Source organism: Enterobacter sp. HK169, from assembly GCF_001719105.1.
Classification (GTDB): Bacteria; Pseudomonadota; Gammaproteobacteria; order Enterobacterales; family Enterobacteriaceae; genus Enterobacter; species Enterobacter asburiae_B.
Genome location: NZ_CP017087.1, coordinates 2,179,254 through 2,204,839 on the forward strand (window position 1 = coordinate 2,179,254; position 25,586 = coordinate 2,204,839).

The window sequence follows — 25,586 nt, forward strand, 5'->3', positions numbered from 1 at the left end:
ATTATCTCCTTTGGCTATTCCGCACAGCAGCTTGAGCTAACCAAATTCCTCTTAGGTGAAATAAAACATGGCAAAACACCTGTTTACGTCCGAGTCCGTATCAGAAGGACATCCTGATAAAATTGCTGACCAAATCTCCGATGCGGTGCTGGATGCGATCCTGGCGCAGGATCCTAAAGCGCGCGTAGCGTGCGAAACCTATGTCAAAACCGGCATGGTTCTGGTTGGTGGTGAGATCACCACCAGCGCATGGGTTGATATCGAAGAGATCACCCGTAACACGGTGCGTGAGATCGGCTATGTGCATTCTGATATGGGCTTTGATGCCAACTCCTGCGCGGTTCTGAGCGCGATTGGCAAACAGTCTCCAGACATCAACCAGGGCGTTGACCGTGCCGATCCGCTGGAACAGGGCGCGGGCGACCAGGGCCTGATGTTTGGCTATGCAACCAACGAAACCGACGTGCTGATGCCAGCACCGGTCACCTACGCACACCGTCTGGTGCAGCGTCAGGCTGAAGTGCGTAAAAACGGCACCCTGCCGTGGCTGCGCCCGGATGCGAAAAGCCAGGTCACCTTCCAGTATGACGACGGCAAAATCGTTGGGATTGACGCGGTAGTGCTTTCTACCCAGCATTCCGAAGATATCGATCAGAAATCCCTGCAGGAAGCAGTGATGGAAGAGATCATCAAGCCGGTTCTGCCGACCGAATGGCTGAGCTCTGCGACCAAATTCTTCATCAACCCAACCGGACGCTTCGTTATCGGCGGCCCAATGGGTGACTGCGGTCTGACCGGTCGTAAAATCATCGTTGATACCTACGGCGGCATGGCGCGTCACGGTGGCGGTGCGTTCTCTGGTAAAGATCCGTCTAAAGTTGACCGTTCTGCGGCGTACGCAGCACGTTATGTGGCGAAAAACATTGTTGCAGCCGGCCTGGCTGACCGCTGTGAGATCCAGGTTTCCTACGCGATCGGCGTAGCTGAGCCAACCTCCATCATGGTTGAAACCTTCGGTACCGAGAAAGTGCCTTCAGAACAGCTGACGCTGCTGGTGCGCGAGTTCTTCGACCTGCGTCCATACGGCCTGATTCAGATGCTGGATCTGCTGCACCCAATCTACAAAGAAACCGCGGCATACGGTCACTTTGGTCGTGAACATTTCCCATGGGAAAAAACCGACAAAGCCGCCCTGCTGCGTGAAGCTGCCGGTCTGAAGTAATCGACTGACATCTGCGTGATAAAAGGCCAGCCTTCGGGCTGGCCTTTTTTTGTAGGTGGCGCCGCAAAGGTGCACATATGGTACCGATTACACCGCACCGGATGCGCCTCGCTTTCAGAATATTCTCTTTGCATGATCGCCTTTCTTCTGCTGTTACATCGCCTTTCAGTTAAGTCTGAAATGTGTTCTTTCGCGATGCATATCACCTCGTTTACCTCTATATTTTCAAAGCTTTAATTATTTTTACGGTTGCACGCTAGTGTAACCGATTACACCTATGTGATTAATCTCACATATTTTTACGGGTCACTCACCTACCCTTTACATCAATAAAACTGATAACCCAACTGGAGGGCATAATGCCTGACAATAAAAATCAGGGGCGTACGTCCAACAAGGCGATGACATTCTTCGTCTGTTTCCTCGCCGCCCTGGCAGGATTACTTTTTGGCCTGGATATCGGCGTGATTGCCGGTGCATTACCTTTCATCACTGACGAGTTCCAGATCAGCGCTCACACCCAGGAGTGGGTGGTCAGCTCCATGATGTTTGGCGCCGCAGTGGGTGCCGTCGGCAGCGGCTGGCTCTCCTTCAAGCTCGGGCGTAAAAAGAGCCTGATGATCGGCGCGATCCTGTTCGTTGCCGGTTCACTCTTCTCTGCCGCTGCGCCTAACGTTGAGGTTCTGCTGGTTTCCCGCGTGCTGCTCGGCCTGGCCGTGGGCGTGGCGTCCTATACCGCCCCGCTTTACCTGTCTGAAATCGCGCCGGAGAAAATCCGCGGCAGTATGATTTCGATGTACCAGCTCATGATCACCATCGGTATTTTGGGCGCGTACCTTTCCGATACCGCGTTTAGCTACAGCGGCGCATGGCGCTGGATGCTCGGCGTGATCATCATCCCGGCCATTCTGCTGCTGATTGGCGTCTTCTTCCTGCCGGACAGCCCGCGCTGGTTCGCCGCCAAACGCCGATTCCACGATGCCGAACGCGTACTGATGCGCCTGCGCGACACCAGCGCCGAAGCGAAAAACGAGCTGGAAGAGATCCGCGAAAGCCTGAAGGTCAAACAGTCCGGCTGGGCGCTGTTTAAAGAGAACAGCAACTTCCGCCGCGCGGTGTTCCTCGGCGTCCTGCTTCAGGTCATGCAGCAGTTCACCGGGATGAACGTCATCATGTATTACGCGCCAAAAATCTTTGAGCTGGCGGGCTATACCAACACCACCGAACAGATGTGGGGAACCGTCATCGTGGGTCTGACCAACGTGCTGGCGACCTTTATCGCCATCGGCCTGGTGGACCGCTGGGGACGTAAGCCAACCCTGACGCTGGGCTTCCTGGTGATGGCGGCCGGTATGGGTGTCCTCGGTACCATGATGCATGTGGGCATTCACTCATCAACCGCCCAGTACTTTGCGGTCGGCATGCTGCTGATGTTTATCGTCGGGTTTGCGATGAGCGCCGGCCCGCTGATTTGGGTGCTGTGCTCTGAGATCCAGCCGCTGAAAGGGCGTGATTTTGGTATCACCTGCTCTACCGCAACCAACTGGATTGCCAACATGATCGTCGGCGCAACGTTCCTGACCATGCTCAATACCCTGGGCAACGCGAACACCTTCTGGGTCTACGCTGGTCTGAACATCTTCTTTATTGTGCTGACTATCTGGCTGGTTCCAGAAACCAAACACGTTTCTCTAGAACATATTGAACGTAACCTGATGAAAGGTCGTCCGCTGCGCGAAATCGGCGCCCACGACTAATCCTCATGCGGGAGGCGCCTCTTGCGCCTCCCCGCTTCGCGCTTTATGCTCTGCCCCTATGAAAGCACCCCGTCTCCCCATCGCCCTTCAGCAAGCCGTTATGCGCTGCCTGCGGGAAAAACTCGCCCAGGCGAACCTGAAGCTCGGCCGTAATTACCCTGAACCTAAGATCGTATATCAGCAGCGCGGCACCGCGGCGGGTACCGCCTGGCTCGAGCCCTATGAGATCCGCCTTAACCCGGTGCTGATGATGGAAAACCAGCAGGCGTTTATCGAGGAAGTGGTACCGCACGAGCTGGCGCATCTGCTGGTGTGGAAACACTTCGGACGCGTCGCGCCCCACGGCAAGGAGTGGAAGTGGATGATGGAAGCGGTGCTCGGCGTTCCGGCACGCCGTACCCATCAGTTCGAGCTGGAATCGGTGCGCCGCAATACCTTCCCCTACCGCTGCCAGTGTCAGCAGCACCAGCTTACCGTCCGCCGCCATAATCGCGTGGTGCGCGGCGAGGCGACCTACCGCTGCGTCAAATGCGGCGAGCCGCTGGTTGCGGAATAATCATCTGAACTTTCAGGAACTTTCCTGATCTGACTGATTGCATACGGGAACAACATTCGTTACGTTGCGGGCTCGTTTTGACACGGAGTGTAAGATGTCCCGTAATTTTTCTCTCGCGGTCGCCTTTCTGACGACGGCGCTCTCAGGCCATGCTCTGGCCGACGGTATCAACAGTTTTTCCCAGGCTAAGGCAGCAGGCGTAAAGGTAAACGCCGATGTGCCGGGCGATTTCTACTGCGGCTGTAAAATTAACTGGCAGGGTAAAAAAGGGGTCGTTGACCTTGAGTCCTGCGGCTATAAGGTGCGTAAAAACGAAAACCGCGCCAGCCGCATTGAATGGGAACATGTCGTTCCGGCCTGGCAGTTTGGCCACCAGCGCCAGTGCTGGCAGGATGGCGGACGTAAAAACTGCGCCAAAGATCCGGTTTATCGCCAGATGGAAAGCGATATGCATAACCTGCAGCCTGCCGTAGGTGAAGTGAACGGTGACCGCGGTAATTTCATGTACAGCCAGTGGAACGGTGGCGAAGGCCAGTACGGCCAGTGCGGTATGAAGGTTGATTTTAAAGAGAAAGTCGCCGAGCCCCCTGCCCGCGCGCGCGGCAGCATTGCCCGCACCTACTTCTATATGCGTGACCGTTACGAACTCAACCTCTCCCGCCAGCAGACGCAGCTGTTCAACGCCTGGGACAAGCAGTACCCGGTGACGGAGTGGGAATGCCAGCGCGACGAACGCATCGCCAGAGTCCAGGGGAATCACAACCCTTACGTCCAGCGGGCTTGCCAGGCGCAAAAGAGCTAACCTACACTACGGCAATTCGCTTATATCGCATGACACATGGAATTTCTGACTATGCGCATTCCCCGCATTTACCATCCTGAACTGATTACCGCAGGCCGCGAAATCGCCCTGTCTGATGACGCCGCCAACCACGTTGGCCGCGTGCTGCGCATGGGCGCAGGTCAGGCAATACAGCTGTTCGACGGCTCGAACCAGGTTTTCGACGCGGAAATCACGCGGTCTGATAAAAAAAACGTACACGTTAACGTCCTGCGTGGCGAAGTGGATGACCGGGAATCACCGCTGCACATCCATCTGGGCCAGGTGATGTCGCGCGGCGAGAAAATGGAGTTCACCATTCAGAAATCCATTGAACTGGGTGTAAGCCTCATTACGCCACTTTTTTCTGAACGCTGTGGCGTTAAACTGGATGCGGAACGTCTGAACAAAAAGATCCAGCAGTGGCAGAAAATTGCCATTGCGGCTTGCGAACAGAGTGGCCGCAACCGTATTCCGGAGATCCGCCCAGCGATGGATCTGGAGGACTGGTGTGCAGAAGAGGAGAGCGGGCTGAAGCTCAATCTTCATCCGCGCGCCAGCGCCAGCATCAATACGCTGCCTCTGCCCGTTGAGCGCGTACGCCTGCTGATTGGCCCCGAAGGCGGCCTGTCGGCGGATGAAATTGCGATGACGGCACGTTACCAGTTTACTGATATTCTGTTGGGACCTCGCGTTCTGCGCACTGAGACAACGGCACTCACGGCCATTACCGCGCTACAGGTACGGTTTGGCGATCTGGGTTGAAGCATTAACGGAGAAGAACATGATCAAGCTCGGCATCGTGATGGACCCCATCGCAAACATTAACATCAAGAAAGATTCCAGCTTCGCCATGCTGCTGGAAGCGCAGCGTCGCGGCTATGAACTCCACTATATGGAGATGAACGATCTTTACCTGATCAACGGTGAAGCCCGCGCGCGCACCCGCATCGTTAACGTCGAGCAGAACTACGACAAATGGTACGAGTTCGGCACCGAGCAGGATATTGCCCTGGCCGATCTCAACGTCATCCTGATGCGTAAAGATCCGCCGTTCGACACCGAATACATCTACAGCACCTACATCCTTGAGCGTGCAGAAGAGAAAGGCACGCTGATCGTCAACAAGCCGCAGAGCCTGCGCGACTGCAACGAGAAGCTCTACACCGCCTGGTTCTCTGACCTGACGCCGGAAACCCTCGTGACCCGCAGCAAAGCGCAGCTGAAAGAATTCTGGCAGAAGCACGGCGATATCATCATGAAGCCGCTGGACGGCATGGGCGGCGCGTCGATTTTCCGCGTGAAAGAGAGCGACCCGAACATTGGCGTGATTGCCGAAACGCTGACCGAGCTGGGTACGCGCTACTGCATGGCACAGAACTATATTCCGGCGATCAAAGACGGCGATAAGCGCGTTCTGGTGGTGGATGGCGAACCGGTTCCTTACTGCCTGGCGCGTATCCCGCAGGGTGGCGAAACTCGTGGGAACCTGGCAGCCGGCGGTCGCGGTGAGCCGCGCCCGCTGACCGAAAGCGACTGGGAAATTGCCCGCCGCGTTGGCCCGACGCTGAAAGCCAAAGGCCTGATCTTCGTTGGCCTGGATATCATCGGCGATCGTCTGACCGAAGTGAACGTCACCAGCCCGACCTGCATTCGTGAAATTGAAGCGGAATTCCCGATTTCGATCACCGGAATGCTGATGGACGCTATCGAAAAACGTTTACAGAAATAACCTAACAATACTATTAGTGACAGCGCCTGTGTTTGTCCCCATACTGGGCGCTGTCGCTTTTTAAACCAGGAAACAGTACCTCTGACAATGAATTTACAGCATCACTTTCTTATTGCCATGCCTGCTCTCCAGGACCCGATTTTTCGCCGCGCCGTGGTTTATATTTGTGAATACAATGAAGACGGCGCGATGGGTATTATCATCAATAAACCACTGGAAAATCTTCAGGTTGAAGGAATTCTGGACAAGCTGAAAATACCGGCTGAAGCGCGACTGCCGGAAATCCGGCTTGATAAACCCGTGATGCTGGGTGGACCTCTTGCAGAAGATCGCGGCTTTATCCTGCATACGCCGCCGGTATTCTCTTCCAGTATTCGAATTTCGGATAACACCGTTATCACGACCTCGCGCGACGTGCTTGAAACGCTGGGCACCGCTGAGCAGCCTTCTGAAGTGCTGGTGGCGCTGGGCTATTCGTCGTGGGAGAAAGGCCAGCTTGAGCAAGAGATCCTCGATAACGCCTGGCTTACCGCGCCTGCGGACATGAATATCCTGTTTAAAACCCCGATCGCCGATCGCTGGCGTGACGCGGCAAAGCTGATTGGCATTGATATCCTGACCATGCCTGGCGTAGCGGGGCACGCCTGATGAGCGGAACGCTTCTGGCCTTCGATTTTGGTACTAAAAGCATTGGCGTCGCCGTGGGTCAGCGCATCACCGGTACCGCGCGTCCGCTTACGGCCCTGAAGGCCAACGACGGCACGCCAGACTGGAATCTTATCGAGCGTATGCTCAAAGAGTGGCAGCCGGATGACGTGATTGTTGGGCTCCCGCTGAACATGGACGGCACAGAACAGCCGCTTACCGCCCGGGCGCGTAAGTTCGCCAATAAAATCCATGGCCGCTTTGGCGTCTCCGTGAAGCTTCACGACGAGCGTCTTAGCACCGTCGAAGCGCGCGCGGGCCTGTTTGAGCACGGCGGCTTCCGGGCGCTCAACAAAGGCAGCGTGGACTCCGCTTCAGCAGTAATCATCCTCGAAAGCTATTTCGACCAGGGCTTTTAAACACAGGGGCCTACAGCCGCCCCTGCGCCCGTCTCTCCGCCAGGCTCTGGTCAAAGTTCTGCATTCCTGCCTGCTGACCGGTCTGGATGATGCCGGGCAGTTGCCACGTTTTCCCTTCACGAATCAAATTCGCCGCCGCCGCAGTGTTCACCAGCAGTTCATACAACGCGACGCGCCCGCCCTGTAGATCGGGAAGCAGCCTCTGCGCCAGCACCGCCCGCAGGCTGCCGGCCAGCTGGCTACGCACCGGATCTTTCTCCTGCGCCGGGAACGTATCGACCAGTCGTTCAATCGCCTGCGATGCCCCGCGCGTATGCAGCGTCGCCAGCACCAGATGGCCGGTTTCCGCCGCCGTCAGCGCCAGGCGGATCGTTTCGCTGTCGCGCAGCTCCCCCAGCAGAATAACGTCCGGATCCTGGCGTAAGGCGCTGCGCAGCGCTTCGGCAAATGACGGGCTGTGCTGGCCTATCTCACGCTGCTGGATCAGGCAACGTTCGCTCTGGTAGATAAACTCCACCGGATCTTCAAGCGTGAGGATATGGCCGTCAGCATGGTGATTGAGAAAATCGACCATCGCCGCCAGCGTAGTGGATTTGCCGCTGCCGGTCGCCCCCGTGACCAGAATCAGCCCGGCGTCATTGGACAACAGTTCCGGGATAGCCCGCGGCGCGCCCAGCGAAGAGAGCTGTGGGCAGCTACGCGGCAACAGCCGCAGCGTCAAAGAGACACCACTCATCTGCTTAAAGGCACTGCCGCGCAGCCGCTGGCCTCCCGTTACCGTCGCGGCAAAATCCACCTGCCCCTTTGCCCACCATATCCCCTGCTGCTCATCGTTGAGCCATGCTTTTAATAACGCTCCGACATCGGGAGGCGGAAAGGGAGCGGGTTCAAGCCGACCTAATCTGCGCCAGCGCGGTGGCGAATCACTGCACAGGTGTAGATCGGAGACGTTATGCTTTACACTAAGGGCCACAATTTCTTCCACATCCATAGACTACTCCTCGGAAAATGAACGACATTGCGCATAACCTGGCACTGGTCCGGGACAAAATCTCAGCCGCCGCAGCGCGTTGCGGCCGTGCTTCAGAAGAAATTACGCTGCTTGCAGTCAGCAAAACCAAGCCTGCGAGCGCCATCGCAGAAGCTATTGATGCAGGCCAGCGGGCGTTTGGTGAAAACTACGTGCAGGAAGGCGTGGATAAAATTCGCTACTTCCAGGAACAGGGAAATACGGATCTGCAGTGGCACTTTATTGGCCCCCTGCAGTCGAACAAAAGCCGTCTGGTGGCAGAGCACTTCGACTGGTGCCACACCATCGACCGCCTGCGTATTGCTACCCGTCTGAATGACCAGCGTCCGGCAGAAATGCCGGCACTCAACGTGCTTATTCAGGTCAACATCAGCGACGAAAACAGCAAGTCCGGCATTGCGCTGAGCGAGCTGGGCGCGCTGGCCGCCGAGGTGGCCGAACTGCCGCGCTTAACCCTGCGCGGGCTGATGGCAATTCCTGCGCCTGAGTCAAGTTATGAAAGGCAGTTTGCCGTGGCACAGCAAATGGCTGTAGCATTTGAGGCGCTTAAAGCGCGCTATAACACGGTAGACACGCTTTCACTGGGCATGTCGGATGATATGGAAGCCGCCATCGCGGCAGGCAGCACTATGGTGCGCATCGGCACGGCAATTTTCGGTGCGCGCGACTACTCAAAATAATAAGGAAACCTGAGGAACGCCATGAAGACGTTGACTTTCCTGCTCTCAACAGTGCTTGAGCTGTATACGATGGCGCTTTTGCTGCGCGTCTGGATGCAGTGGGCCCGCTGTGATTTTTACAATCCGTTCTCGCAGTTTGTCGTGAAAATCACGCAACCTGTTGTCGGACCGCTGCGCCGCATTATCCCGGCGATGGGTCCCATCGACAGTTCGTCTCTGCTGGTGGCGTTTATTCTGAGCGTTATCAAAGCGATCGTGCTGTTTATGGTCATCACCTTCCAGCCGATTATCTGGATTGCTGCGGTCCTGATTTTAATCAAAACCATCGGCCTGCTGATTTTCTGGGTGCTGCTGGTCATGGCCATCATGAGCTGGGTGAGCCAGGGGCGTAGCCCGGTGGAGTATGCGCTGATCCAACTGGCCGAACCGCTGCTGCGCCCGATTCGCAGCCTGCTGCCTTCGATGGGCGGTATTGATTTCTCGCCGATGATCCTGGTTCTGCTGCTTTACGTGGTTAATATGGGGATCGCTGAGCTGTTACAGTCCACGGGCGATATGCTGCTGCCGGGGCTGTGGATGGCGCTATGAGTGCCGTAAGCACCTGCGCTGACGGGCTGGTTTTGCGGCTGTATATTCAGCCGAAAGCCAGCCGTGACGGTATTGTCGGGCTGCATGGCGACGAGTTAAAGGTCGCCATCACCGCCCCACCGGTTGACGGCCAGGCGAACGCGCATCTGACCAAATATCTGGCAAAACAGTTTCGCGTCGCCAAAAGCCAGGTCATCATTGAAAAAGGTGAACTTGGGCGACATAAACAGGTAAAAATCCTTAATCCGCAATCTATCCCGACGGAAGTCGCGGCTCTGAAAGAACAGGACTAAACCATGCAGAAAGTTGTTCTCGCGACCGGCAACGCCGGTAAAGTGCGCGAGCTGGCCTCGCTATTAAATGATTTTGGGCTGGACGTGGTCGCCCAGACCGCTCTTGGCGTGGAGTCCGCCGAAGAGACGGGGCTGACGTTTATCGAAAACGCGATCATTAAAGCGCGCCACGCCGCGCAGATTACCGGCCTGCCCGCGATTGCCGACGACTCCGGCCTGGCCGTGGATTTTCTCGGCGGTGCGCCGGGGATTTACTCTGCGCGCTATTCCGGCGTTGACGCCACCGACCAGCAGAATCTGGAAAAGCTGCTTGTCGCCCTGAAAGACGTACCGGACGAACAGCGCACCGCGCAGTTCCACTGCGTGCTGGTCTATATGCGCCACGCGGAAGACCCGACGCCGATTGTCTGCCACGGCAGCTGGCCGGGCGTGATTACCCGTGAAGCGGCTGGCAACGGTGGCTTTGGCTACGACCCGATTTTCTTTGTCCCGACCGAGGGCAAAACCGCTGCGGAACTGACCCGCGAAGAGAAAAGCGCGATTTCCCACCGTGGACGCGCGCTGAAACTGTTACTGGAAGCACTGCGTAATGGCTAATTTGCCGCCTCTGAGTCTGTATATTCACATCCCGTGGTGCGTGCAGAAATGTCCGTACTGCGATTTCAACTCGCACGCGCTGAAGGGCGAAGTGCCGCACGATGACTACGTTGCGCATCTGCTGGCCGACCTGGACGCCGATGTCGCTTACGCACAGGGACGTGAAGTTAAGACCATTTTCATTGGTGGCGGTACGCCGAGCCTGCTGTCCGGCCCGGCAATGCAGACGCTGCTGGACGGCGTGCGTGCGCGCCTGAACCTGGCGGCAGATGCTGAAATTACGATGGAAGCCAACCCCGGCACCGTTGAGGCCGACCGTTTTGTCGACTATCAGCGCGCGGGCGTGAACCGCATCTCCATCGGCGTGCAGAGCTTTAGCGAGCCGAAGCTGAAACGTCTGGGGCGCATTCACGGCCCGGAAGAGGCAAAGCGCGCGGCACACCTGGCAACGGGGCTTAACCTTCGCAGCTTTAACCTGGATTTGATGCACGGCCTGCCGGATCAGTCGCTGGAAGAGGCGCTGAACGACCTGCGCCAGGCGATCGAACTGAACCCGCCACACCTGTCGTGGTATCAGCTCACCATCGAGCCGAATACGCTGTTCGGTTCCCGCCCGCCGGTGCTGCCGGACGACGACGCGCTGTGGGATATCTTCGAGCAGGGTCACAGGCTGCTAACCGCTGCGGGTTATCAGCAGTATGAAACGTCCGCGTACGCGAAGCCGGGCTACCAGTGCCAGCACAACCTGAACTACTGGCGCTTTGGCGACTACCTGGGAATTGGCTGCGGCGCGCACGGCAAGGTGACCTTCCCGGACGGGCGCATTCTGCGCACCGCTAAAACCCGCCACCCGCGCGGGTATATGGAAGGCCGCTACCTGGAGCGTCAGCACGACGTCGAGGCAGCGGATAAACCGTTTGAGTTCTTTATGAACCGCTTCCGTCTGCTGGAAGCCGCGCCGCGCGCGGAATTTACGCGTTACACCGGGCTGCCGGAATCGGTGATCCGCCCGCAGATTGACGAGGCGCTGGCGCAGGGGTATCTCACGGAATGTGAGGAATACTGGCAGATCACCGAGCACGGCAAGCTGTTCTTAAATTCCCTTCTTGAGCTGTTCCTCGCCGAAGAATCCTGAAGGCTGATTCAGGATTTTGCATCCCGCTCTGCCGGCTGAGGGAAAGGCTGGCAGAGTGTGGGGATGAAAATTACTCGTTCTTATGCAAAACAGCTCAGACGTGAGCTGACAAAAGAAGAAAGACGGCTTTGGTATCTACTGCGCAGCCGCCGTTTCGAAAATTATAAATTTCGTCGACAACATCCTGTAGATCACTACATTCTGGATTTCGCCTGCTGCGCGGCTCATCTGGCTGTTGAGCTGGATGGTGGGCAACATGATGAAAAGCAGGAATACGATCTTCAAAGAACGTGCTGGCTTAACGAGAAAGGCTGGCATGTCATTCGATTCTGGAACAACGAACTCTGGAATAACGAAGAGGCGGTGTTAGAAAAGATCCTTGAAACACTGCAAATGCTGCGACCCTCACCCCGGCCCTCTCCCTGAAAGGGAGAGGGAGCAAACCATCCCTCGCCCCTTTGGGGAGAGGGTTAGGGTGAGGGGAAATTACTTAAGCGTCCCCACCAGCGCCTTCCGGCTATCTTCCAGCGACACCACGCGTTTACACACGTCTTTGCCGAACTGCTGGAAATCATCTTCCTGGTTCTTCCACTCGTTCTGAATGGAGGTCTGCAAGCCGCCCAGGCTGCCCAGCACGCCCTGCAGCGGATTACCGCCGCCCTTCAGCACGGCTTTGGCGCCCATCTCGTTGATGCTGTCCTGCAGGATGCCGCCCATCGCCTGGTTCACCAGCTGCTGCCCGTCAGCACGGACCTGATCGATCGCCTTGTAGTGGAACGTCAGGCCGTCGGAGCGCGTCTCGATAATGCGGTTCATCTGCTCTTTAAGCTGCTTGTCCAGCTTCGTCAGGCGGGTGCGCATATTGCTGCTCTCACCCACCTCTTTGGTGATGATCTTATCCAGCGCGACGCGGCTTTTCTCAACGCGGGTCAGCGCGCCTTCATTAACCCATGGCAGCGCGGTACGCAAATCGGCCTGATAGTCTTTCGCCTGCTCACGCTGTGCGGCAGTCAGGTTGTACTGCTTGCCGTTAAAGGTGACGTTCCCCTGCGGCGTAATCACCAGATTGCCGTTCTCGCCTTTGACCTGCACGGTTTGCGGGCTTAACACCACGTCATCACGCGGGGTGACGCTACATTGATAATCCGCATGGGCGGTGAATCCGGTTGCCATCAAAGCAACAGCCAGCAACGTTTTGCGCATCTTAAACACTCCCTCAGACAAAATGGGCCAGCTAATGCTGGCCCCTTACTGCTTTATTAGTCCCACCAAACGTCGAAAAGTTCGCTGACGCGGACATCTTCGAGCTTGTGGTCTTCAAGCCATTTACGTACCAGGGCCTGATGTTCTTCAGTGCATTTACCCACTTCCTGGGTGCAGATCAGACCTTCCCAGGCCAGGTAGCCGCTACCGTCGAAGGCCAGCTTGTTTGGCTCAATCACGTCATTGATGAACGCATCCACGTCCTGATCGATCTGTTCTACACTGGTGCCTTCCGGGAAACGCCACGCAACGGAGAAGCCCACTTCCTGGAATTCTTCGATGTGCATCTTTTTACGCAGACGACGGCTACGATTCTTTGCCATTATTTCACCCTCTCGAACATTAAGTCCCATACACCGTGACCAAGACGATGGCCACGCTGTTCAAATTTCGTTACCGGACGCGATTCCGGACGCGGTACATAGTCGTTACTCTCAGACTGGTTTTTATACCCGTCCAGCGACGACATCACTTCCAGCATATGTTCCGCATACGGTTCCCAGTCGGTCGCCATATGGAAGACACCGCCCAGCTTCAGCTTACTTTTCACCAGCTCGGCAAACGGCGCCTGAACGATACGGCGTTTATTATGACGTGCTTTGTGCCACGGGTCAGGGAAAAAGAGCTGAACCATGGTTAAAGAATTGTCAGGAATCATTTTATGCAGCACTTCCACCGCGTCGTGACACATCACGCGCAGGTTCTCAACGCCCTCTTCATGGGCCGTTGCCAGGCATGCACCCACGCCCGGGGAGTGGACTTCGATACCGAGGAAGTTCTGCTCCGGTCGCGCTTTCGCCATGGCCACCAGCGAGGTGCCCATACCAAACCCGATCTCCAGCGTGACGGGTGCTTCGCGGCCGAACAGTTCGGTAAAGTCCAGAGGCTGCTCGCTGAACTCAACGCCCATCACCGGCCAGTAGTTGTCCAGCGCATGTTGCTGCCCTTTTGTCAGGCGGCCCTGACGGCGGACAAAGCTGCGAATACGGCGTAGCGGGCGACCGTTTTCATCAAATTCCGGTGAAATGACGTCGTTTTTCATAAAAGAGTTGTCTGCTTGTGAGAATGTTCGGGAAACGGGCATTATCCAAAGTTAAGGCTTCTATGCAAGCATGGGAAAGATCCGGTTTACAGCAGATTGACGCTGTGCTGCAATCTGCGTCCCTGATTATGCGAATCGATGACCATGCAAGCCTCTCAATTTTCAGCCCAGGTGCTGGACTGGTACGACAAATACGGGCGTAAAACCCTGCCCTGGCAAATTGAAAAAACGCCTTACAAAGTATGGCTCTCCGAGGTGATGTTGCAACAAACGCAGGTCGCCACGGTGATCCCTTACTTCGAGCGTTTTATGGCGCGCTTCCCGACGGTGACCGATCTGGCCAACGCCCCGCTGGACGAGGTCCTGCACCTGTGGACCGGTCTTGGCTATTACGCCCGGGCGCGTAACCTTCACAAGGCCGCACAGCAGGTCGCGACGCGCCACAATGGGAAATTCCCGGAAACCTTCGACGAGGTGGCCGATCTTCCAGGCGTCGGACGTTCAACCGCAGGCGCCATTCTCTCCCTGTCTTTAGGCAAGCATTTCCCGATCCTCGACGGCAACGTGAAGCGCGTGCTGGCACGCTGCTATGCCGTCGACGGCTGGCCGGGGAAGAAGGACGTCGAAAAACGCCTTTGGGAAATAAGTGAAGCGGTCACCCCGGCCAACGGCGTCGAGCGTTTCAACCAGGCGATGATGGATCTCGGCGCGCTGGTCTGCACGCGCTCAAAACCGAAATGCGAACTCTGCCCGGTGAATAATCTCTGCGTGGCGTATGCCAACCATTCATGGGCGCAATATCCAGGTAAGAAACCCAAACAGACGCTGCCGGAGCGCACCGGCTATATGCTGCTGATGCAGCACGGCGACGAGGTCTTCCTCGCCCAGCGTCCACCGAGCGGTCTGTGGGGTGGTCTATACTGCTTCCCACAGTTTGAAGATGAAGATTTGCTGCGTGAATGGCTTAAACAGCGCGGGATTGCTGCCGATAACCTGACGCAGCTGACCGCGTTTCGCCATACGTTCAGCCATTTCCACCTGGACATTGTACCCATGTGGCTTCCCGTGTCGTCATTTGCCTCGTGCATGGATGAAGGCACCGCTCTCTGGTATAACTTAGCGCAACCGCCATCAGTCGGACTGGCGGCTCCCGTGGAGCGCCTGTTACAGCAATTACGTGCCGGTGCAATGGTTTAGCATCGACAAGAAAAAGAGGAATGAGTATGGCCAGAACGATTTTTTGTACTTTCCTGCAGCGTGACGCTGAAGGCCAGGATTTCCAGCTTTATCCGGGCGACCTGGGTAAACGCATCTACAATGAAATCTCCAAAGAAGCCTGGGGACAGTGGCAGAAAAAGCAGACCATGCTGATCAACGAGAAAAAACTCAGCATGATGAACCCGGAACACCGCAAGCTGCTGGAGCAGGAGATGGTGAGCTTCCTGTTCGAAGGTAAAGACGTGCACATCGAAGGCTATACGCCACCGGAAAAATAACAGCGTGCGGGGGAAACCCCGCCGTTAAAGCAAACACAACACGCACTCCCGGAATGATGAAAAAACTTTTAGCGCTAGCCCTTGTTGCGCCGTTGCTTGTCTCGTGTTCGTCAAAAAAAGGCGAAGATTACAACGAAGCCTGGATCAAGGACACCAACGGTTTTGACATTTTGATGGGGCAGTTTGCCCACAACATCGAGAACATATGGGGATTTAACGAAGTTCTTATTGCCGGACCTAAGGACTACGTTAAGTACACCGACGCCTATCAGACCCGTAGCCACATCAACTTTGATGAGGGTACGATCACGATTGAGACCATCGCAGGCACCGACCCTGCGGCACGACTGCGTCAGGCGATCGTCAAAACCCTGCTGATGGGTGACGATCCGGGTTCTATCGATCTCTACTCCGATGCCGACGATATCACTATCTCGAAAGAGCCGTTCCTGTACGGCCAGGTCGTCGATCAGACCGGTCAGCCGATCCGCTGGGAAGGTCGCGCCACGAAATTTGCCGACTACCTGCTGCAGACGCGCCTGAAAAGCCGCTCTAACGGTCTGAAGATTATCTACAGCGTCACCATCAACCTCGTCCCGAACCACCTCGACAAGCGTGCGCATAAATACATTGGGATGGTGCGTCAGGCCTCGCGCAAGTACGGCGTGGATGAGTCGCTGATTCTGGCGATTATGCAGACCGAATCCTCGTTTAACCCATACGCGGTGAGCCGTTCCGACGCCCTGGGGCTGATGCAGGTAGTGCAGCACAGCGCCGGTAAAGACGTCTTCCGCGCGCAGGGGAAATCCGGCACGCCGAGCCGCAGCTATCTGTTCGATCCGCAGAGCAACATTGATACCGGCACCGCCTATCTGGCGATGCTGAACAATGTGTACCTGGGCGGAATTGATAACCCAACGTCGCGCCGCTATGCGGTGATCACCGCCTATAACGGCGGCGCGGGCAGCGTGCTGCGCGTCTTCTCGAATGACAAAGTGCAGGCCGCGAACATCATCAACAGCATGGCGCCGGGGGATGTCTACTCCACTCTCACCACTCGTCACCCGTCTGCGGAATCCCGTCGCTATCTGTATAAGGTGAATACGGCGCAGAAGAACTATCGTCGCCGGTGATCGGCACACCTTCTTCCCACAGGGAGAAGGTGTTCTGTTTCCCCTCTTCCTGTGGGAGAGGGTCAGTATGAGGGCATCAGGCCGCACCTATCCAACCCCACCCATACGAAAATGTTATTTGCATCACAATCCAAACTGCAAATTAATGTGGATTGCATTTTTTTGCGGGAGGTAACAAAACATATTGTTGCCAACTGATAGAATTGCATCAAATAACAACCCTGAATGTTCCCAAAACAACATATCTCCCGCTCACTTGTGAGGAAAGTAACATGAACCTTAAGCTGCAGCTTAAAATATTGTCGTTTCTGCAGTTCTGCCTGTGGGGTAGCTGGCTGACCACACTCGGCTCCTATATGTTTGTGACGCTCAAGTTCGACGGTGCGTCAATCGGTGCCGTATACAGCTCGCTCGGTATTGCGGCTGTCTTCATGCCAACGCTGCTGGGCATCGTGGCGGATAAATGGTTGAGTGCGAAATGGCTGTACATGCTTTGCCATCTGGTGGGCGCGGGGACGCTGTTTATGGCAGCCCAGGTGACCACGCCGGGGGCGATGTTCATGGTGATCCTGCTTAACTCGCTGGCCTATATGCCAACGCTTGGCCTGATCAACACCATCTCCTACTACCGCCTGAAATCCGCGGATTTGGATATCGTGACCGATTTCCCGCCAATCCGTATCTGGGGCACCATCGGCTTTATCATGGCGATGTGGGGCGTGAGCTTCGCAGGCTTCGAACTGAGCCATATGCAGCTCTATATCGGTGCGGCGCTCTCCGTGGTGCTGGCGATCTTCACCCTGACGCTGCCAACCATTCCGGTTTCTAACCAGCAGAAAAACCAGAGCTGGAGCACCATGCTCGGCCTGGACGCGTTCGCGCTGTTTAAAAACAAACGCATGGCGATCTTCTTTATCTTCTCCATGCTGCTGGGCGCGGAGCTGCAGATCACCAACATGTTCGGCAACACCTTCCTGCACAGCTTCGATAACAACCCGCTGTTCTCCGGCAGCTTTATCGTTGAACATGCGTCGGTGATGATGTCCATCTCTCAGATCTCTGAGACGCTGTTCATCCTGACCATCCCGTTCTTCCTGAGCCGCTACGGCATCAAAAACGTCATGCTGATCAGTATCGCGGCATGGATGTTGCGCTTCGGCCTGTTCGCCTACGGTGACCCGAGCGCGTTTGGTACCGTGCTGCTGGTGCTGTCGATGATCGTTTACGGCTGCGCCTTCGACTTCTTCAACATCTCTGGTTCGGTGTTTGTGGAAAAAGAGGTGAAGCCTGAAATCCGCGCCAGCGCGCAGGGTATGTTCCTGATGATGACCAACGGCTTCGGCTGTATTCTGGGCGGCGTGGTAAGCGGTAAAGTGGTTGAGATGTACACCACCAACGGCATCACCAACTGGCAGCCTGTGTGGCTGATCTTCGCGGCGTACTCGCTGGTGCTGTTCTTCGCGTTCATCGCGCTGTTCAAGTACAAGCACGTGCGCGAGCCGCACGGTGCGCAGCCGATCGCGCATTGATTGTTGTGCCCGGTGGCGCTGCGCTTACCGGGCCTACAAAACCAGACCGTAGGCCGGGTAAGGCGAAGCCGCCACCCGGCTATTTTATTGCAGAGAGCACCCACCCCACTGACAGTAAATCCGCGCTGCCGCCCGGGCTCAGATTGCGTTCAATCAATGCCTTATCCATCTTAAGCAGCGCCTCGCGATCCCAGCCGTTAGCCAGTAATTCCCGCGCGTAGCCCTGAACGTAGCGCAGCCCTTCAATGCCGCCGCGCGAGACGAGATTACTGTCCTGATTAACCGCCATCAGGCGCAACAGCAGGCCGTGAAGCGACTGTCCGCTCCACTGCGCCAGCGCCCTACGCGCCGTCGCAAAGCCGCTTTCCGCCTCACCGCGCGCGCCGGTTAAGCCGTACAGATGAAACTGCCGCTCGCCCGCCGTCGCCTGTCCGCTGCGCGCGGCCAGCTCCCGCGACACCAGCCCGCTGCAGATGTTACTCACCTCACAGCAGAGGCTGTCTGCGGAGATATTTTTCACACGTCCGGCAGCGAAGCACAGTAAACCCAGGGCAAAAATCCCGCCCTTGTGGGTGTTCACTCCGTTCGTCGCGGCGTACATCGCCTGCTCGCAGGCCATCCCCATCGGGCGGATAATGCGGAGCTGTGCGTCAGCGGATTTATCCGCATGCGCGTTACCGAGTTCGGCAAAGCGCGAAAACCACGGCGTTATCGCCGCAATGCTGCGGACGAACAGCGCGTGATCCATATCGCGATGGGAACCGTTATTGAGCTTGTCCACCAGCCCCGGCTTGGGCGTCAGCTCCAGCTCCTGCCATAGCGCCGCCTCGGCAAGCGCGGGCACGTCAACCGGGCGCGGTTTAGTCGCGAGCAAACCAGTCATCGATCGTCTTCTCCACGCGGGAAACCACCTGCTCAAGGGGGTGATTGCGCGAACGGGAACAGGCATGAGCGGGTTCGTCGCAGATCAGGCAGCGTCTGAGATTCGCCCCCAGCGACTGACGCCCGACGTGGCCGTGCTGAGGGCAGATCACGTCCAGATCCCACAGCCTGCCGAGCGGGTGCGTCTGCTCCAGCTCCGCGCAGTGTGCTTTGATTTCCACCGCAGGATGGGCCACGCACCACAGGGCTTCTGGCCCGGTAGGGAGCCACAGCACCTGGCGGTCCAGCACCGGCCAGCGGTTTTCCCACAGCAGCTGGTCGCACATTTGCAGCGCCACGCCCATGGTATTGCGATACCGCAGGCTGTCTTTGATTACCCCTGGGGTGACCAGCGTGAGGGAAATCACCGGTTGTTGATAGTGCTCAAGCATGTCAGCCTGGCGCGCTGCGCGGCGCTCTTTCGCCGCCAGCAGTTCGTCCAGGCTGACACCCGCACGCACGGGTGTCGCTATTGTCATAACTACTCCTTTACCTGTCGCACGGTGTCGATCACGCTGCCGTCGCGGTAGCGGATCACCCCGACGATTTTGTCGGTAAATTCAATTGGTTTCGGTACGCCCGTCAGGGAAATCGCCCGCTCGTAAAGCGCGCTGATATCCACAACTTTGAGCCCGGCTTCCAGCAGCCGCTCACGGATCTCCGGGCGCGCCGGGTTGACCGCAATGCCGTGGTCGGTGACCAGCACATCGATGCTTTCGCCCGGCGTGAGGCGCGTGGTGACGCGCTTCACTACCGTTGGAATGCGGCTGCGCAGCAGCGGCGCGACGACGATGGTCAGGTTTGCCGCGGCGGCCACGTCGCAGTGCCCGCCGGACGCCCCGCGCATCACCCCGTCGGAGCCGGTGATAACGTTGACGTTGAAATCAACGTCGATTTCCAGCGCGCTGAGGATCACCACGTCGAGCTGGTCGCAGCTTGCCGCCTTGCTGCCAGGGTTGGCGTAGACGTTGGTGGAGATCTCCACGTGGTTCGGGTTGCGCGCCAGCGAGGCCGCCGCCTGGCCGTCAAAGCACTGGGTATCGAGCAGCTTTTCGATGAGTCCCTTCTCGTGTAAATCCACCAGGCTGCCGGTGATGCCGCCGAGCGCAAAGCGCGCCTTCACGCCGCTGCGCTCCATCTTCTCTTCCATAAAGCGCGTGCAGGCGGTCGCCGCCGCGCCGGAGCCGGTCTGCATCGAGAAGCCCGGTTTGAAGTAGCCGGAGTGTTCAATGACGTCCGCCGCATAGCGGGCGATCATCAGCTCGCGCGGGTTGCTGGTGACGCGCGCAGCGCCGACGCTGATTTTCGCCGGGTCGCCCACGCTTTCAACCTGCACGATGTAGTCCACCTGGTCCTGAACCAGGCTGGCGGGCATATTCGGAAACGGCACCAGTTCTTCAGTCAGCAGCACTACTTTACGGGCAAAGTGCGCGTCCACCATGGCGTAGCCCAGGGACCCGCAGCACGATTTACCGTGCGTGCCGTTGGCGTTGCCAAACTCATCGCTGCACGGCACGCCGAGGAACGCTACGTCGATACTCAGCTCGCCGTCCTGAAGCAGCTTCACGCGCCCGCCGTGGGAGTGTATTTGCACCGGCTCGTCCATCAGTCCGTGGGAGATGGCGTCCGCCAGCCTGCCGCGCATGCCCGAGGTGTAAATCCGGGTGATGACGCCGCTTTCAATATGCTCGATCAGCGCGTCGTTGCAGGTCATTAGCGAGCTGGAGGCCAGCGTCAGGTTTTTGAAGCCCATTCGCGAAAGCAGCGCCACGACGGTGTTGATCACCCGGTCGCCTTCGCGAAACGCGTGGTGGAAGGAGATGGTCATCCCGTCCTGCAGGCCGCAACGCTTAACCGCCTCTTCAACAGAGGCGCAGAGCTTGCGGCTGTGCTTCGCGTCGCTGTCCGCCAGCCACGGCGTGGCGCTGTGGGCGGTATCAAAGGGTTTTAAGTCCCGCAGATGGGGAAAATTCACGTGAAGAAGTTCTGTCTGATTCATTATTTTATCCTTACCGACGCACGCCGGAGGCCGCCGCGCGCTCCAGCACCACCTGCGCGTGGTTAATAATCGGTGCATCCACCATTTTGCCGTTGAGCGACACCACGCCCAGGCCGTTACGCTCGCCCTCTTCTGCCGCCTCAATCACCCTTTTGGCGTGATCCACCTCTTCCTGCGTCGGGGCGTAGGCGTTGTGCAGCAGGTCAATCTGGCGCGGGTTAATCAGCGATTTGCCGTTAAAGCCCATCTTGCGGATCAGATCGACCTCGCGCAGGAACCCGGCCTCGTCGTTAACGTCTGACCACACCACGTCGAAGGCGTCGATGCCCGCCGCGCGGGCGGCGTGCAGCACGGCGCAGCGGGCGTAGAACAGCTCGGTGCCGTCGCCGCGCTCGGTCTGCATGTCCATCACGTAGTCAAAGGCGGCCAGCGCAATCCCGATGAGGCGCGGAGAGCTGCGGGCAATCGCCACGGCGTTGATGACGCCAATGGCCGATTCAATCGCCGCCATCACGCGGGTGGAGCCAACCTCGCGGCCGCACTCCTGCTCGATACGCTCGAGATGGCTTTCCAGCTCGTAGATATCGTCCGGCGTGTCGGTTTTCGGCAGGCGGATCACGTCCACGCCGGCCCGCACGGCGGCTTCCAGATCCAGCAGGCCAAATGGCGTGCTGAGCGGGTTAATACGCACTACGGTTTCGATATCCTGATACATCGGGTGCTGCAGGGCGTGGAACACCAGCATGCGCGCGGTATCCTTCTCGCGCAGGGCGACGGCGTCCTCAAGGTCAAACATGATGGAGTCGGGACGGTAGATAAAGGCGGTGGAAAGCATGGCGGCGTTAGCGCCCGGCAGGAACAGCATGCTGCGGCGGAGTTTGCTCATTTCAGCGCCCCCCAGTTGATGGCCTGTTCATCGGCGGCACGCATCAGCGCGCTTTGCAGGCGGGCGCGGATCACACAGTCCAGCGCCCCTTTGTCTTCAATAATGATTAATCCCTGGTGCACGTTCATGGCGCGCAACGTGTCGTTGACCACCTGGCGAATTTGCTCGCCAAACTGCTTAATCACTTCACTGTGGATGACTATCTCCAGCTCGCCGTGAGCGGGAGCGATTTTCACCATCAGGTCGCTGGACTCCTGCGTTCCGGCCAGCGCCTCCCTTACAATTTTCATGATAAATTCCTGGTAGTTAAGCGACTTCCGCACTCGCACGGTAATGCGTTTCGAGATGCGCGAAGGTGGAGTCCGGGACAATCTCCCGGATCCGGGAAAACTGCTGTGTCTTCAGTAAGCGGCGCACTTCGGACGCTGAAATAGCGTTGCCGGTGGCCTTGATGCGCGGCATTTCCACCACCTCGATATGCGAGGCCAGCAGGTCGTGCAGCGTCTGGTTGTACTGGCGGGTGATATCGCAGAACGGCTCCGAGCCGATGAAGCGGTGCGTAATGCCCAGCGCCGGGGCGATGAAGTCCCGGAAGATCAGCACGTCGATCTCGCTCCACGCCTGCTGCACTTTGCCGGTCTCCTTCAGGAAGTAGGCCGGGAAGGTGGCGCGGGAGATGATGTACTGCGAGCCTTCATGCACCAACACGTTCGGCAGATGCGCTACGCCCGCGCGCACCATCTCGAGGCGCGCGCTGAACGGGAAGAACGAGGCGTCTTCACGCACCACGAACAGGTGCAGGGCATCGCACCGCTGCGCCGCCTGCTCCACCAGATGGCGGTGGCCGAGGGTGAACGGATTGGCGTTCATCACTATCGCGCCAACGTTCTCCCCGCACTTGCGCTTCGCGCGCAGGGAACGGCAGTAGCGTTCGATCCCCTGCGGGGTGTTCTCCATCAGCACCGCGTTGTTTCCGCTCTGGGCAATCGGCCAGAAGCCGCTGCGGGCAAAGCGCTCCCGGTTGCACGGACGGGTGCAGAGGAAGAGGTGAAAATGGCCGCACTCCAGCGCCGCATTTTCCACCTCTGCCAGCAGCCGCGCGCTGAGGTTCTCGCCGCGAAGCTGCTCGTTGACCGCCACGCATTTGATGACGTTGGCAGCAAGCCCTGCGCAACCCACCAGCTGCGAGCCGGACCAGGCTTCGACAAACAGCGTGATGTCGTTGTCCAGGCCAAGGCCGCTGTCTGCCAGCAGGTAGCGGATCTGGCTTAAGCGTTCCGGGTGTTTCGCCACCAGCGTGTGGCGAAAATCGATGGGTTGACTGTTCATGCCGTCTTTCTTAATGTGCTGCCGCAAGCCCGACGGCTGGCGCTTCCACGATCACGTTGCTCAGATGACCGATATGCTCGATCTCCACCTCAATGCGATCCCCTTCCTTCATAAACAGCGGCGGATTGCGCTTTTTACCCACTCCGCCTGGGGATCCGGTGATGATCACGTCGCCCGGACTGAGGCGGGTAAAGGTGCTGATGTACTCGATCAGCTCCGCCACCTTGTGGATCATGCTGCTGGTGTTGTCTTCCTGCACCATGCGGCCGTTCAGCCAGGTGCGGATCGCAAGCTGGTGCGGATCAGGGATCTCGTCCGCCGTCGCCATCCACGGCCCAAACGCGCCGGTTTTGCGCCAGTTTTTACCGGCGGTAAACCAGGTGTGCTGCCAGTCGCGGGCGGAGCCGTCCATGTAGCAGCTGTAGCCAGCCACGTGGCGCAGGGCGTCGTCGCGGCTGATGTTCTCCCCACCTTTGCCGATGATCACCGCCAGCTCGCCTTCATAGTCGAATTCACTTGAATGGCGCGGCTTCAGCACCGGCTCGTTGTGGCCGGTCTGTGAATCCGGGAAGCGGACAAACAGCGTCGGGGCCGGGTTATGCTGGTCAAACTCCTTGCGCTTGTCGGCATAGTTCATGCCCACGCAGAGGATTTTTTCCGGGTGCTCAATCACCGGTAAGAAGGTGATGGCGCTCATCGGCACGTCCACGGCATCGTTCAGGTAGCGGGTGGCCTGCGCCAGCCCGTTGCCCTGCAGCAGCGCCTTGAGGTCGCTGTAGCGGTCGCCGAGACGGCGGCCTAAATCAATCACGCCATCGGCCTGGACGATGCCGTAGCTGCGTTTTCCCTGGTATAAAAAGCTTGCGAGTTTCATTGTTCTTTCCTGAAAACTTAAACGAGGAAGTTGCCCAGAATCAGCAGTGAGACAGAGACGTTAATCGCCCCGCCGATACGGGTAGCAATCTGGGCGAACGGCATCAGGCTCATACGGTTGCCTGCGGTCAGGATCGCCACGTCGCCGGTACCGCCCTGGCCGCTCTGGCAGCAGGAGACGATGGCGACATCAATCGGGTGCATACCAATCTTTTTGCCGACGAAGAAGCCGGTCGCCACCAGTGCGGAAACGGTGCTGACAATCACCAGCAGGTTGCTGACGGTGAACGCCGCCACCAGTTCATGCCAAGGGGTGATAGCTACGCCGACGGCGAAGAGGATTGGGTAGGTCACGGAGGTCTGGAAGAATTTGTACACCACCTGAGAGCCCTCCAGCAGGCGCGGAGAGGCGCCGTTGCAGAGCTTCACCAGGACCGCCATAAACAGCATGCCGACCGGTGCAGGCAGGCCAATCAGCTTGTGGCCGAGCATGCCCAGCATGTAGAGCAGCACCGCCAGCAGCGCGCCGGAGGCGATAGTGGTGACGTCCGCTTTGCCGGAAAATGCAGGCTGAGAGACGGTGGCATCGGCATTCGCACGGTTAGGCATCAGCTGACCTTCACCAGTCAGGTGCGGGAAGCGTTTACCGAGCTGGTTCAGGCAGCCGGAGATGATGATTGCCGTCAGACCGCCGAGCATTACCATCGGCAGCACGCGGCCGAGCGCCACGCCCTGGTCCATGTGCAGCAGGGTGGCATAGCCGATGGAAAGCGGGATTGCCCCTTCCCCGACGCCGCCCGCCATAATCGGCAGAATGATAAAGAAGAAGATCTGGAATGGCTCAAGACCCAGCGCCAGGCCCACGCCCATCCCCACCAGCATGCCGACGATTTCACCGCACAGCATCGGGAAGAAGATGCGCAGGAAGCCCTGAATCAGCACAGTGCGGTTCATGCTCATGATGCTGCCGACGATAATGCAGCAGATGTAGAGATAGAGAATGTTGGTGGATTTGTAGAACTTGGTGGTGGACTCGACCACCACGTCCGGCAGCAGGCCATAGTAGACCAGCGCGGAAGGGATAAAGGTGGCGCAAATCGCCGCCGCGCCGAGCTTGCCGACAATCGGCAGGCGTTTGCCAAACTCGCCGCAGGCAAAGCCGAAGAAAGCCAGCGTTGCCACCATGACCACGATATCGCTCGGCAGTTTTCCGCCCAGGCAATCAATCGCAATCAGCGCGCCCGCCAGAACGAACAGCGGCAGAGGAATAATCCCAACTTTCCAGGTATCCATAATATGCCACCAGCGCTCTTTGAGCGAAGGCCGCTGAATTTCAATCGGGTCGTGGGTAACAGAGAAAGAATCGTCAGTTGTGCTCATAATAAGCCCCTTGGTTATTTTGTGCGTTCAGCTTAGAGTCACAAAGGCTTACTTTATGTGAGGGATGGCATATTAAAAGCGAAGTTTTAATGGCAGCTATGGTTTTAATGGTTTCTTTTATTTAATGTGATTTATACCTTATTTATTGCCGTGGTTTTTATGGTTTCTTTTCCGAATTGAACAAACAAATAACATTTATTCGGGAAGCCCGAAGCACGTTAGCCTTCAGCATAACGCTTTTACAGCGCCCGCTGTGCAAGG

At 57.6% G+C, this 25,586-nt stretch carries 30 protein-coding genes; 18 read left to right on the forward strand and 12 right to left on the reverse strand.

Going from position 1 to position 25,586, the window contains the following annotated elements; translation table 11 throughout:
- Nucleotides 1-67 precede the first annotated feature (67 nt).
- The 8 genes from metK (at nt 68) to ruvX (ending at nt 7,151) form a co-directional block, all read left to right on the forward strand.
- Nucleotides 68-1,222, forward strand: coding sequence for a methionine adenosyltransferase (metK, locus tag EnteroDNA1_RS10220; protein WP_010435443.1), 1,155 nt, complete (start codon nt 68-70; stop codon nt 1,220-1,222).
- Between the two features lie 359 nt (nt 1,223-1,581).
- Nucleotides 1,582-2,979, forward strand: a complete 1,398-nt coding sequence (gene galP, locus EnteroDNA1_RS10225) for a galactose/proton symporter (RefSeq protein ID WP_069303284.1) — start codon at nt 1,582-1,584, stop codon at nt 2,977-2,979.
- A gap of 58 nt (nt 2,980-3,037) precedes the next feature.
- Nucleotides 3,038-3,535, forward strand: coding sequence for a SprT family zinc-dependent metalloprotease (locus tag EnteroDNA1_RS10230; protein ID WP_045888327.1), 498 nt, complete (start codon nt 3,038-3,040; stop codon nt 3,533-3,535).
- Between the two features lie 94 nt (nt 3,536-3,629).
- Nucleotides 3,630-4,337, forward strand: coding sequence for a deoxyribonuclease I (gene endA, locus EnteroDNA1_RS10235; protein ID WP_063439816.1), 708 nt, complete (start codon nt 3,630-3,632; stop codon nt 4,335-4,337).
- A gap of 51 nt (nt 4,338-4,388) precedes the next feature.
- Nucleotides 4,389-5,120, forward strand: a complete 732-nt coding sequence (gene rsmE / locus EnteroDNA1_RS10240) for a 16S rRNA (uracil(1498)-N(3))-methyltransferase (RefSeq protein WP_058841908.1) — start codon at nt 4,389-4,391, stop codon at nt 5,118-5,120.
- 19 nt (nt 5,121-5,139) lie between these two features.
- Nucleotides 5,140-6,087: a glutathione synthase gene (gene gshB / locus EnteroDNA1_RS10245; RefSeq protein WP_029739222.1), complete on the forward strand. Its 948-nt coding sequence runs from the start codon at nt 5,140-5,142 to the stop codon at nt 6,085-6,087.
- A gap of 87 nt (nt 6,088-6,174) precedes the next feature.
- A complete protein-coding gene (locus EnteroDNA1_RS10250) occupies nt 6,175-6,735 on the forward strand; it encodes a YqgE/AlgH family protein (RefSeq protein ID WP_008499752.1) in 561 nt (186 codons plus the stop codon).
- The gene (gene ruvX / locus EnteroDNA1_RS10255) at nt 6,735-7,151 is read left to right on the forward strand and encodes a Holliday junction resolvase RuvX (protein WP_069303285.1); all 417 of its coding nucleotides are present in this window, start codon (nt 6,735-6,737) and stop codon (nt 7,149-7,151) included. Before EnteroDNA1_RS10250 ends, ruvX begins: the two co-directional genes overlap by 1 nt.
- 10 nt (nt 7,152-7,161) lie before the next feature.
- Here ruvX and EnteroDNA1_RS10260 read toward each other — a convergent pair whose 3' ends face one another.
- On the reverse strand, nt 7,162-8,142 hold the full coding sequence (locus tag EnteroDNA1_RS10260) for a type IV pilus twitching motility protein PilT (RefSeq protein WP_069303286.1): 981 nt from the start codon (nt 8,140-8,142) through the stop codon (nt 7,162-7,164).
- A 17-nt stretch (nt 8,143-8,159) separates the two neighbouring features.
- Here EnteroDNA1_RS10260 and EnteroDNA1_RS10265 point away from each other — a divergent pair, with 17 nt between their 5' ends.
- From EnteroDNA1_RS10265 to EnteroDNA1_RS21830, 6 genes are all read left to right on the forward strand, one after another.
- Nucleotides 8,160-8,861 (forward strand): YggS family pyridoxal phosphate-dependent enzyme, encoded by a 702-nt coding sequence (locus tag EnteroDNA1_RS10265; RefSeq protein ID WP_069303287.1) that lies wholly within the window; start codon nt 8,160-8,162, stop codon nt 8,859-8,861.
- Nucleotides 8,862-8,882: 21 nt separating this feature from the next.
- Nucleotides 8,883-9,449: a YggT family protein gene (locus EnteroDNA1_RS10270; RefSeq protein WP_033146608.1), complete on the forward strand. Its 567-nt coding sequence runs from the start codon at nt 8,883-8,885 to the stop codon at nt 9,447-9,449.
- Entirely contained in the window at nt 9,446-9,742 is a 297-nt protein-coding gene (gene yggU, locus EnteroDNA1_RS10275; RefSeq protein ID WP_023309131.1) for a DUF167 family protein YggU, read from the forward strand. Before EnteroDNA1_RS10270 ends, yggU begins: the two co-directional genes overlap by 4 nt.
- A gap of 3 nt (nt 9,743-9,745) precedes the next feature.
- Nucleotides 9,746-10,339, forward strand: a complete 594-nt coding sequence (locus EnteroDNA1_RS10280; protein WP_064673281.1) for an XTP/dITP diphosphatase — start codon at nt 9,746-9,748, stop codon at nt 10,337-10,339.
- Nucleotides 10,332-11,474 (forward strand): radical SAM family heme chaperone HemW, encoded by a 1,143-nt coding sequence (hemW, locus tag EnteroDNA1_RS10285; RefSeq protein ID WP_064673282.1) that lies wholly within the window; start codon nt 10,332-10,334, stop codon nt 11,472-11,474. The genes EnteroDNA1_RS10280 and hemW overlap by 8 nt, the downstream gene beginning before the upstream one ends.
- A 63-nt stretch (nt 11,475-11,537) precedes the next feature.
- Complete coding sequence (locus EnteroDNA1_RS21830) at nt 11,538-11,900, forward strand: endonuclease domain-containing protein (RefSeq protein ID WP_071891574.1); 363 nt, start codon at nt 11,538-11,540, stop codon at nt 11,898-11,900.
- Between the two features lie 60 nt (nt 11,901-11,960).
- On the opposite strand, the gene EnteroDNA1_RS10295 is transcribed toward EnteroDNA1_RS21830, so the two are convergent.
- The 3 genes from EnteroDNA1_RS10295 to trmB are packed head-to-tail and all read right to left on the reverse strand — an operon-like array spanning nt 11,961 to nt 13,779.
- Nucleotides 11,961-12,677 (reverse strand): DUF2884 domain-containing protein, encoded by a 717-nt coding sequence (locus EnteroDNA1_RS10295; protein WP_069303288.1) that lies wholly within the window; start codon nt 12,675-12,677, stop codon nt 11,961-11,963.
- Between the two features lie 56 nt (nt 12,678-12,733).
- Nucleotides 12,734-13,060 (reverse strand): YggL family protein, encoded by a 327-nt coding sequence (locus tag EnteroDNA1_RS10300; protein ID WP_014885198.1) that lies wholly within the window; start codon nt 13,058-13,060, stop codon nt 12,734-12,736.
- Nucleotides 13,060-13,779, reverse strand: coding sequence for a tRNA (guanosine(46)-N7)-methyltransferase TrmB (gene trmB / locus EnteroDNA1_RS10305; protein WP_033146613.1), 720 nt, complete (start codon nt 13,777-13,779; stop codon nt 13,060-13,062). The genes EnteroDNA1_RS10300 and trmB overlap by 1 nt, the downstream gene beginning before the upstream one ends.
- 144 nt (nt 13,780-13,923) lie before the next feature.
- Between trmB and mutY the strand changes: the two genes are divergently transcribed.
- The 4 genes from mutY (at nt 13,924) to EnteroDNA1_RS10325 (ending at nt 17,937) form a co-directional block, all read left to right on the forward strand.
- On the forward strand, nt 13,924-14,976 hold the full coding sequence (gene mutY, locus EnteroDNA1_RS10310) for an A/G-specific adenine glycosylase (protein WP_170864501.1): 1,053 nt from the start codon (nt 13,924-13,926) through the stop codon (nt 14,974-14,976).
- Nucleotides 14,977-15,002: 26 nt separating this feature from the next.
- Nucleotides 15,003-15,275: an oxidative damage protection protein gene (locus EnteroDNA1_RS10315; protein ID WP_023309138.1), complete on the forward strand. Its 273-nt coding sequence runs from the start codon at nt 15,003-15,005 to the stop codon at nt 15,273-15,275.
- Nucleotides 15,276-15,331: 56 nt separating this feature from the next.
- Entirely contained in the window at nt 15,332-16,408 is a 1,077-nt protein-coding gene (mltC, locus tag EnteroDNA1_RS10320) for a membrane-bound lytic murein transglycosylase MltC (protein WP_033146615.1), read from the forward strand.
- Nucleotides 16,409-16,680: 272 nt separating this feature from the next.
- Complete coding sequence (locus EnteroDNA1_RS10325; RefSeq protein ID WP_029740744.1) at nt 16,681-17,937, forward strand: nucleoside permease; 1,257 nt, start codon at nt 16,681-16,683, stop codon at nt 17,935-17,937.
- A gap of 79 nt (nt 17,938-18,016) precedes the next feature.
- On the opposite strand, the gene citG is transcribed toward EnteroDNA1_RS10325, so the two are convergent.
- From citG to EnteroDNA1_RS10365, 8 genes are read right to left on the reverse strand one after another with little or no spacing between them, the layout of a single operon-like run.
- Entirely contained in the window at nt 18,017-18,820 is an 804-nt protein-coding gene (gene citG, locus EnteroDNA1_RS10330; RefSeq protein ID WP_069303290.1) for a triphosphoribosyl-dephospho-CoA synthase CitG, read from the reverse strand.
- Nucleotides 18,798-19,337 carry a citrate lyase holo-[acyl-carrier protein] synthase gene (citX, locus tag EnteroDNA1_RS10335; RefSeq protein WP_069303291.1) on the reverse strand — a complete coding sequence of 180 codons (540 nt, stop codon included), beginning with the start codon at nt 19,335-19,337 and terminating at the stop codon, nt 18,798-18,800. The genes citG and citX overlap by 23 nt, the downstream gene beginning before the upstream one ends.
- A gap of 2 nt (nt 19,338-19,339) precedes the next feature.
- The gene (gene citF / locus EnteroDNA1_RS10340) at nt 19,340-20,857 is read right to left on the reverse strand and encodes a citrate lyase subunit alpha (protein ID WP_069303292.1); all 1,518 of its coding nucleotides are present in this window, start codon (nt 20,855-20,857) and stop codon (nt 19,340-19,342) included.
- Between the two features lie 10 nt (nt 20,858-20,867).
- On the reverse strand, nt 20,868-21,743 hold the full coding sequence (gene citE / locus EnteroDNA1_RS10345; protein WP_069303293.1) for a citrate (pro-3S)-lyase subunit beta: 876 nt from the start codon (nt 21,741-21,743) through the stop codon (nt 20,868-20,870).
- Nucleotides 21,740-22,033: a citrate lyase acyl carrier protein gene (gene citD, locus EnteroDNA1_RS10350; protein WP_008499773.1), complete on the reverse strand. Its 294-nt coding sequence runs from the start codon at nt 22,031-22,033 to the stop codon at nt 21,740-21,742. The genes citE and citD overlap by 4 nt, the downstream gene beginning before the upstream one ends.
- 16 nt (nt 22,034-22,049) lie before the next feature.
- Nucleotides 22,050-23,072: a [citrate (pro-3S)-lyase] ligase gene (gene citC, locus EnteroDNA1_RS10355; RefSeq protein ID WP_033146620.1), complete on the reverse strand. Its 1,023-nt coding sequence runs from the start codon at nt 23,070-23,072 to the stop codon at nt 22,050-22,052.
- Between the two features lie 10 nt (nt 23,073-23,082).
- Nucleotides 23,083-23,946 carry a fumarylacetoacetate hydrolase family protein gene (locus tag EnteroDNA1_RS10360; protein ID WP_069303294.1) on the reverse strand — a complete coding sequence of 288 codons (864 nt, stop codon included), beginning with the start codon at nt 23,944-23,946 and terminating at the stop codon, nt 23,083-23,085.
- A 17-nt stretch (nt 23,947-23,963) separates the two neighbouring features.
- Nucleotides 23,964-25,325: a 2-hydroxycarboxylate transporter family protein gene (locus tag EnteroDNA1_RS10365; protein WP_029740738.1), complete on the reverse strand. Its 1,362-nt coding sequence runs from the start codon at nt 25,323-25,325 to the stop codon at nt 23,964-23,966.
- Nucleotides 25,326-25,586: the final 261 nt, after the last annotated feature.

Bases quoted from the DNA above. Each gene is read 5' to 3' on its own strand.
- yggU (WP_023309131.1), top strand. From the start codon at position 9,446: ATGAGTGCCGTAAGCACCTGCGCTGACGGGCTGGTTTTGCGGCTGTAT.
- mltC (WP_033146615.1), top strand. From the start codon at position 15,332: ATGAAAAAACTTTTAGCGCTAGCCCTTGTTGCGCCGTTGCTTGTCTCG.
- galP (WP_069303284.1), top strand. From the start codon at position 1,582: ATGCCTGACAATAAAAATCAGGGGCGTACGTCCAACAAGGCGATGACA.
- EnteroDNA1_RS10265 (WP_069303287.1), top strand. From the start codon at position 8,160: ATGAACGACATTGCGCATAACCTGGCACTGGTCCGGGACAAAATCTCA.
- rsmE (WP_058841908.1), top strand. From the start codon at position 4,389: ATGCGCATTCCCCGCATTTACCATCCTGAACTGATTACCGCAGGCCGC.
- citC (WP_033146620.1), bottom strand. From the start codon at position 23,072: ATGAACAGTCAACCCATCGATTTTCGCCACACGCTGGTGGCGAAACAC.
- EnteroDNA1_RS10325 (WP_029740744.1), top strand. From the start codon at position 16,681: ATGAACCTTAAGCTGCAGCTTAAAATATTGTCGTTTCTGCAGTTCTGC.
- EnteroDNA1_RS10270 (WP_033146608.1), top strand. From the start codon at position 8,883: ATGAAGACGTTGACTTTCCTGCTCTCAACAGTGCTTGAGCTGTATACG.
- EnteroDNA1_RS10250 (WP_008499752.1), top strand. From the start codon at position 6,175: ATGAATTTACAGCATCACTTTCTTATTGCCATGCCTGCTCTCCAGGAC.
- EnteroDNA1_RS10295 (WP_069303288.1), bottom strand. From the start codon at position 12,677: ATGCGCAAAACGTTGCTGGCTGTTGCTTTGATGGCAACCGGATTCACC.
- citG (WP_069303290.1), bottom strand. From the start codon at position 18,820: ATGACTGGTTTGCTCGCGACTAAACCGCGCCCGGTTGACGTGCCCGCG.
- endA (WP_063439816.1), top strand. From the start codon at position 3,630: ATGTCCCGTAATTTTTCTCTCGCGGTCGCCTTTCTGACGACGGCGCTC.
- hemW (WP_064673282.1), top strand. From the start codon at position 10,332: ATGGCTAATTTGCCGCCTCTGAGTCTGTATATTCACATCCCGTGGTGC.
- EnteroDNA1_RS10230 (WP_045888327.1), top strand. From the start codon at position 3,038: ATGAAAGCACCCCGTCTCCCCATCGCCCTTCAGCAAGCCGTTATGCGC.
- EnteroDNA1_RS10260 (WP_069303286.1), bottom strand. From the start codon at position 8,142: ATGGATGTGGAAGAAATTGTGGCCCTTAGTGTAAAGCATAACGTCTCC.
- EnteroDNA1_RS10315 (WP_023309138.1), top strand. From the start codon at position 15,003: ATGGCCAGAACGATTTTTTGTACTTTCCTGCAGCGTGACGCTGAAGGC.
- citE (WP_069303293.1), bottom strand. From the start codon at position 21,743: ATGAGCAAACTCCGCCGCAGCATGCTGTTCCTGCCGGGCGCTAACGCC.
- EnteroDNA1_RS10300 (WP_014885198.1), bottom strand. From the start codon at position 13,060: ATGGCAAAGAATCGTAGCCGTCGTCTGCGTAAAAAGATGCACATCGAA.
- gshB (WP_029739222.1), top strand. From the start codon at position 5,140: ATGATCAAGCTCGGCATCGTGATGGACCCCATCGCAAACATTAACATC.
- citX (WP_069303291.1), bottom strand. From the start codon at position 19,337: ATGACAATAGCGACACCCGTGCGTGCGGGTGTCAGCCTGGACGAACTG.
- EnteroDNA1_RS21830 (WP_071891574.1), top strand. From the start codon at position 11,538: ATGAAAATTACTCGTTCTTATGCAAAACAGCTCAGACGTGAGCTGACA.
- ruvX (WP_069303285.1), top strand. From the start codon at position 6,735: ATGAGCGGAACGCTTCTGGCCTTCGATTTTGGTACTAAAAGCATTGGC.
- metK (WP_010435443.1), top strand. From the start codon at position 68: ATGGCAAAACACCTGTTTACGTCCGAGTCCGTATCAGAAGGACATCCT.
- citD (WP_008499773.1), bottom strand. From the start codon at position 22,033: ATGAAAATTGTAAGGGAGGCGCTGGCCGGAACGCAGGAGTCCAGCGAC.
- citF (WP_069303292.1), bottom strand. From the start codon at position 20,857: ATGAATCAGACAGAACTTCTTCACGTGAATTTTCCCCATCTGCGGGAC.
- EnteroDNA1_RS10280 (WP_064673281.1), top strand. From the start codon at position 9,746: ATGCAGAAAGTTGTTCTCGCGACCGGCAACGCCGGTAAAGTGCGCGAG.
- mutY (WP_170864501.1), top strand. From the start codon at position 13,924: ATGCAAGCCTCTCAATTTTCAGCCCAGGTGCTGGACTGGTACGACAAA.
- trmB (WP_033146613.1), bottom strand. From the start codon at position 13,779: ATGAAAAACGACGTCATTTCACCGGAATTTGATGAAAACGGTCGCCCG.
- EnteroDNA1_RS10365 (WP_029740738.1), bottom strand. From the start codon at position 25,325: ATGAGCACAACTGACGATTCTTTCTCTGTTACCCACGACCCGATTGAA.
- EnteroDNA1_RS10360 (WP_069303294.1), bottom strand. From the start codon at position 23,946: ATGAAACTCGCAAGCTTTTTATACCAGGGAAAACGCAGCTACGGCATC.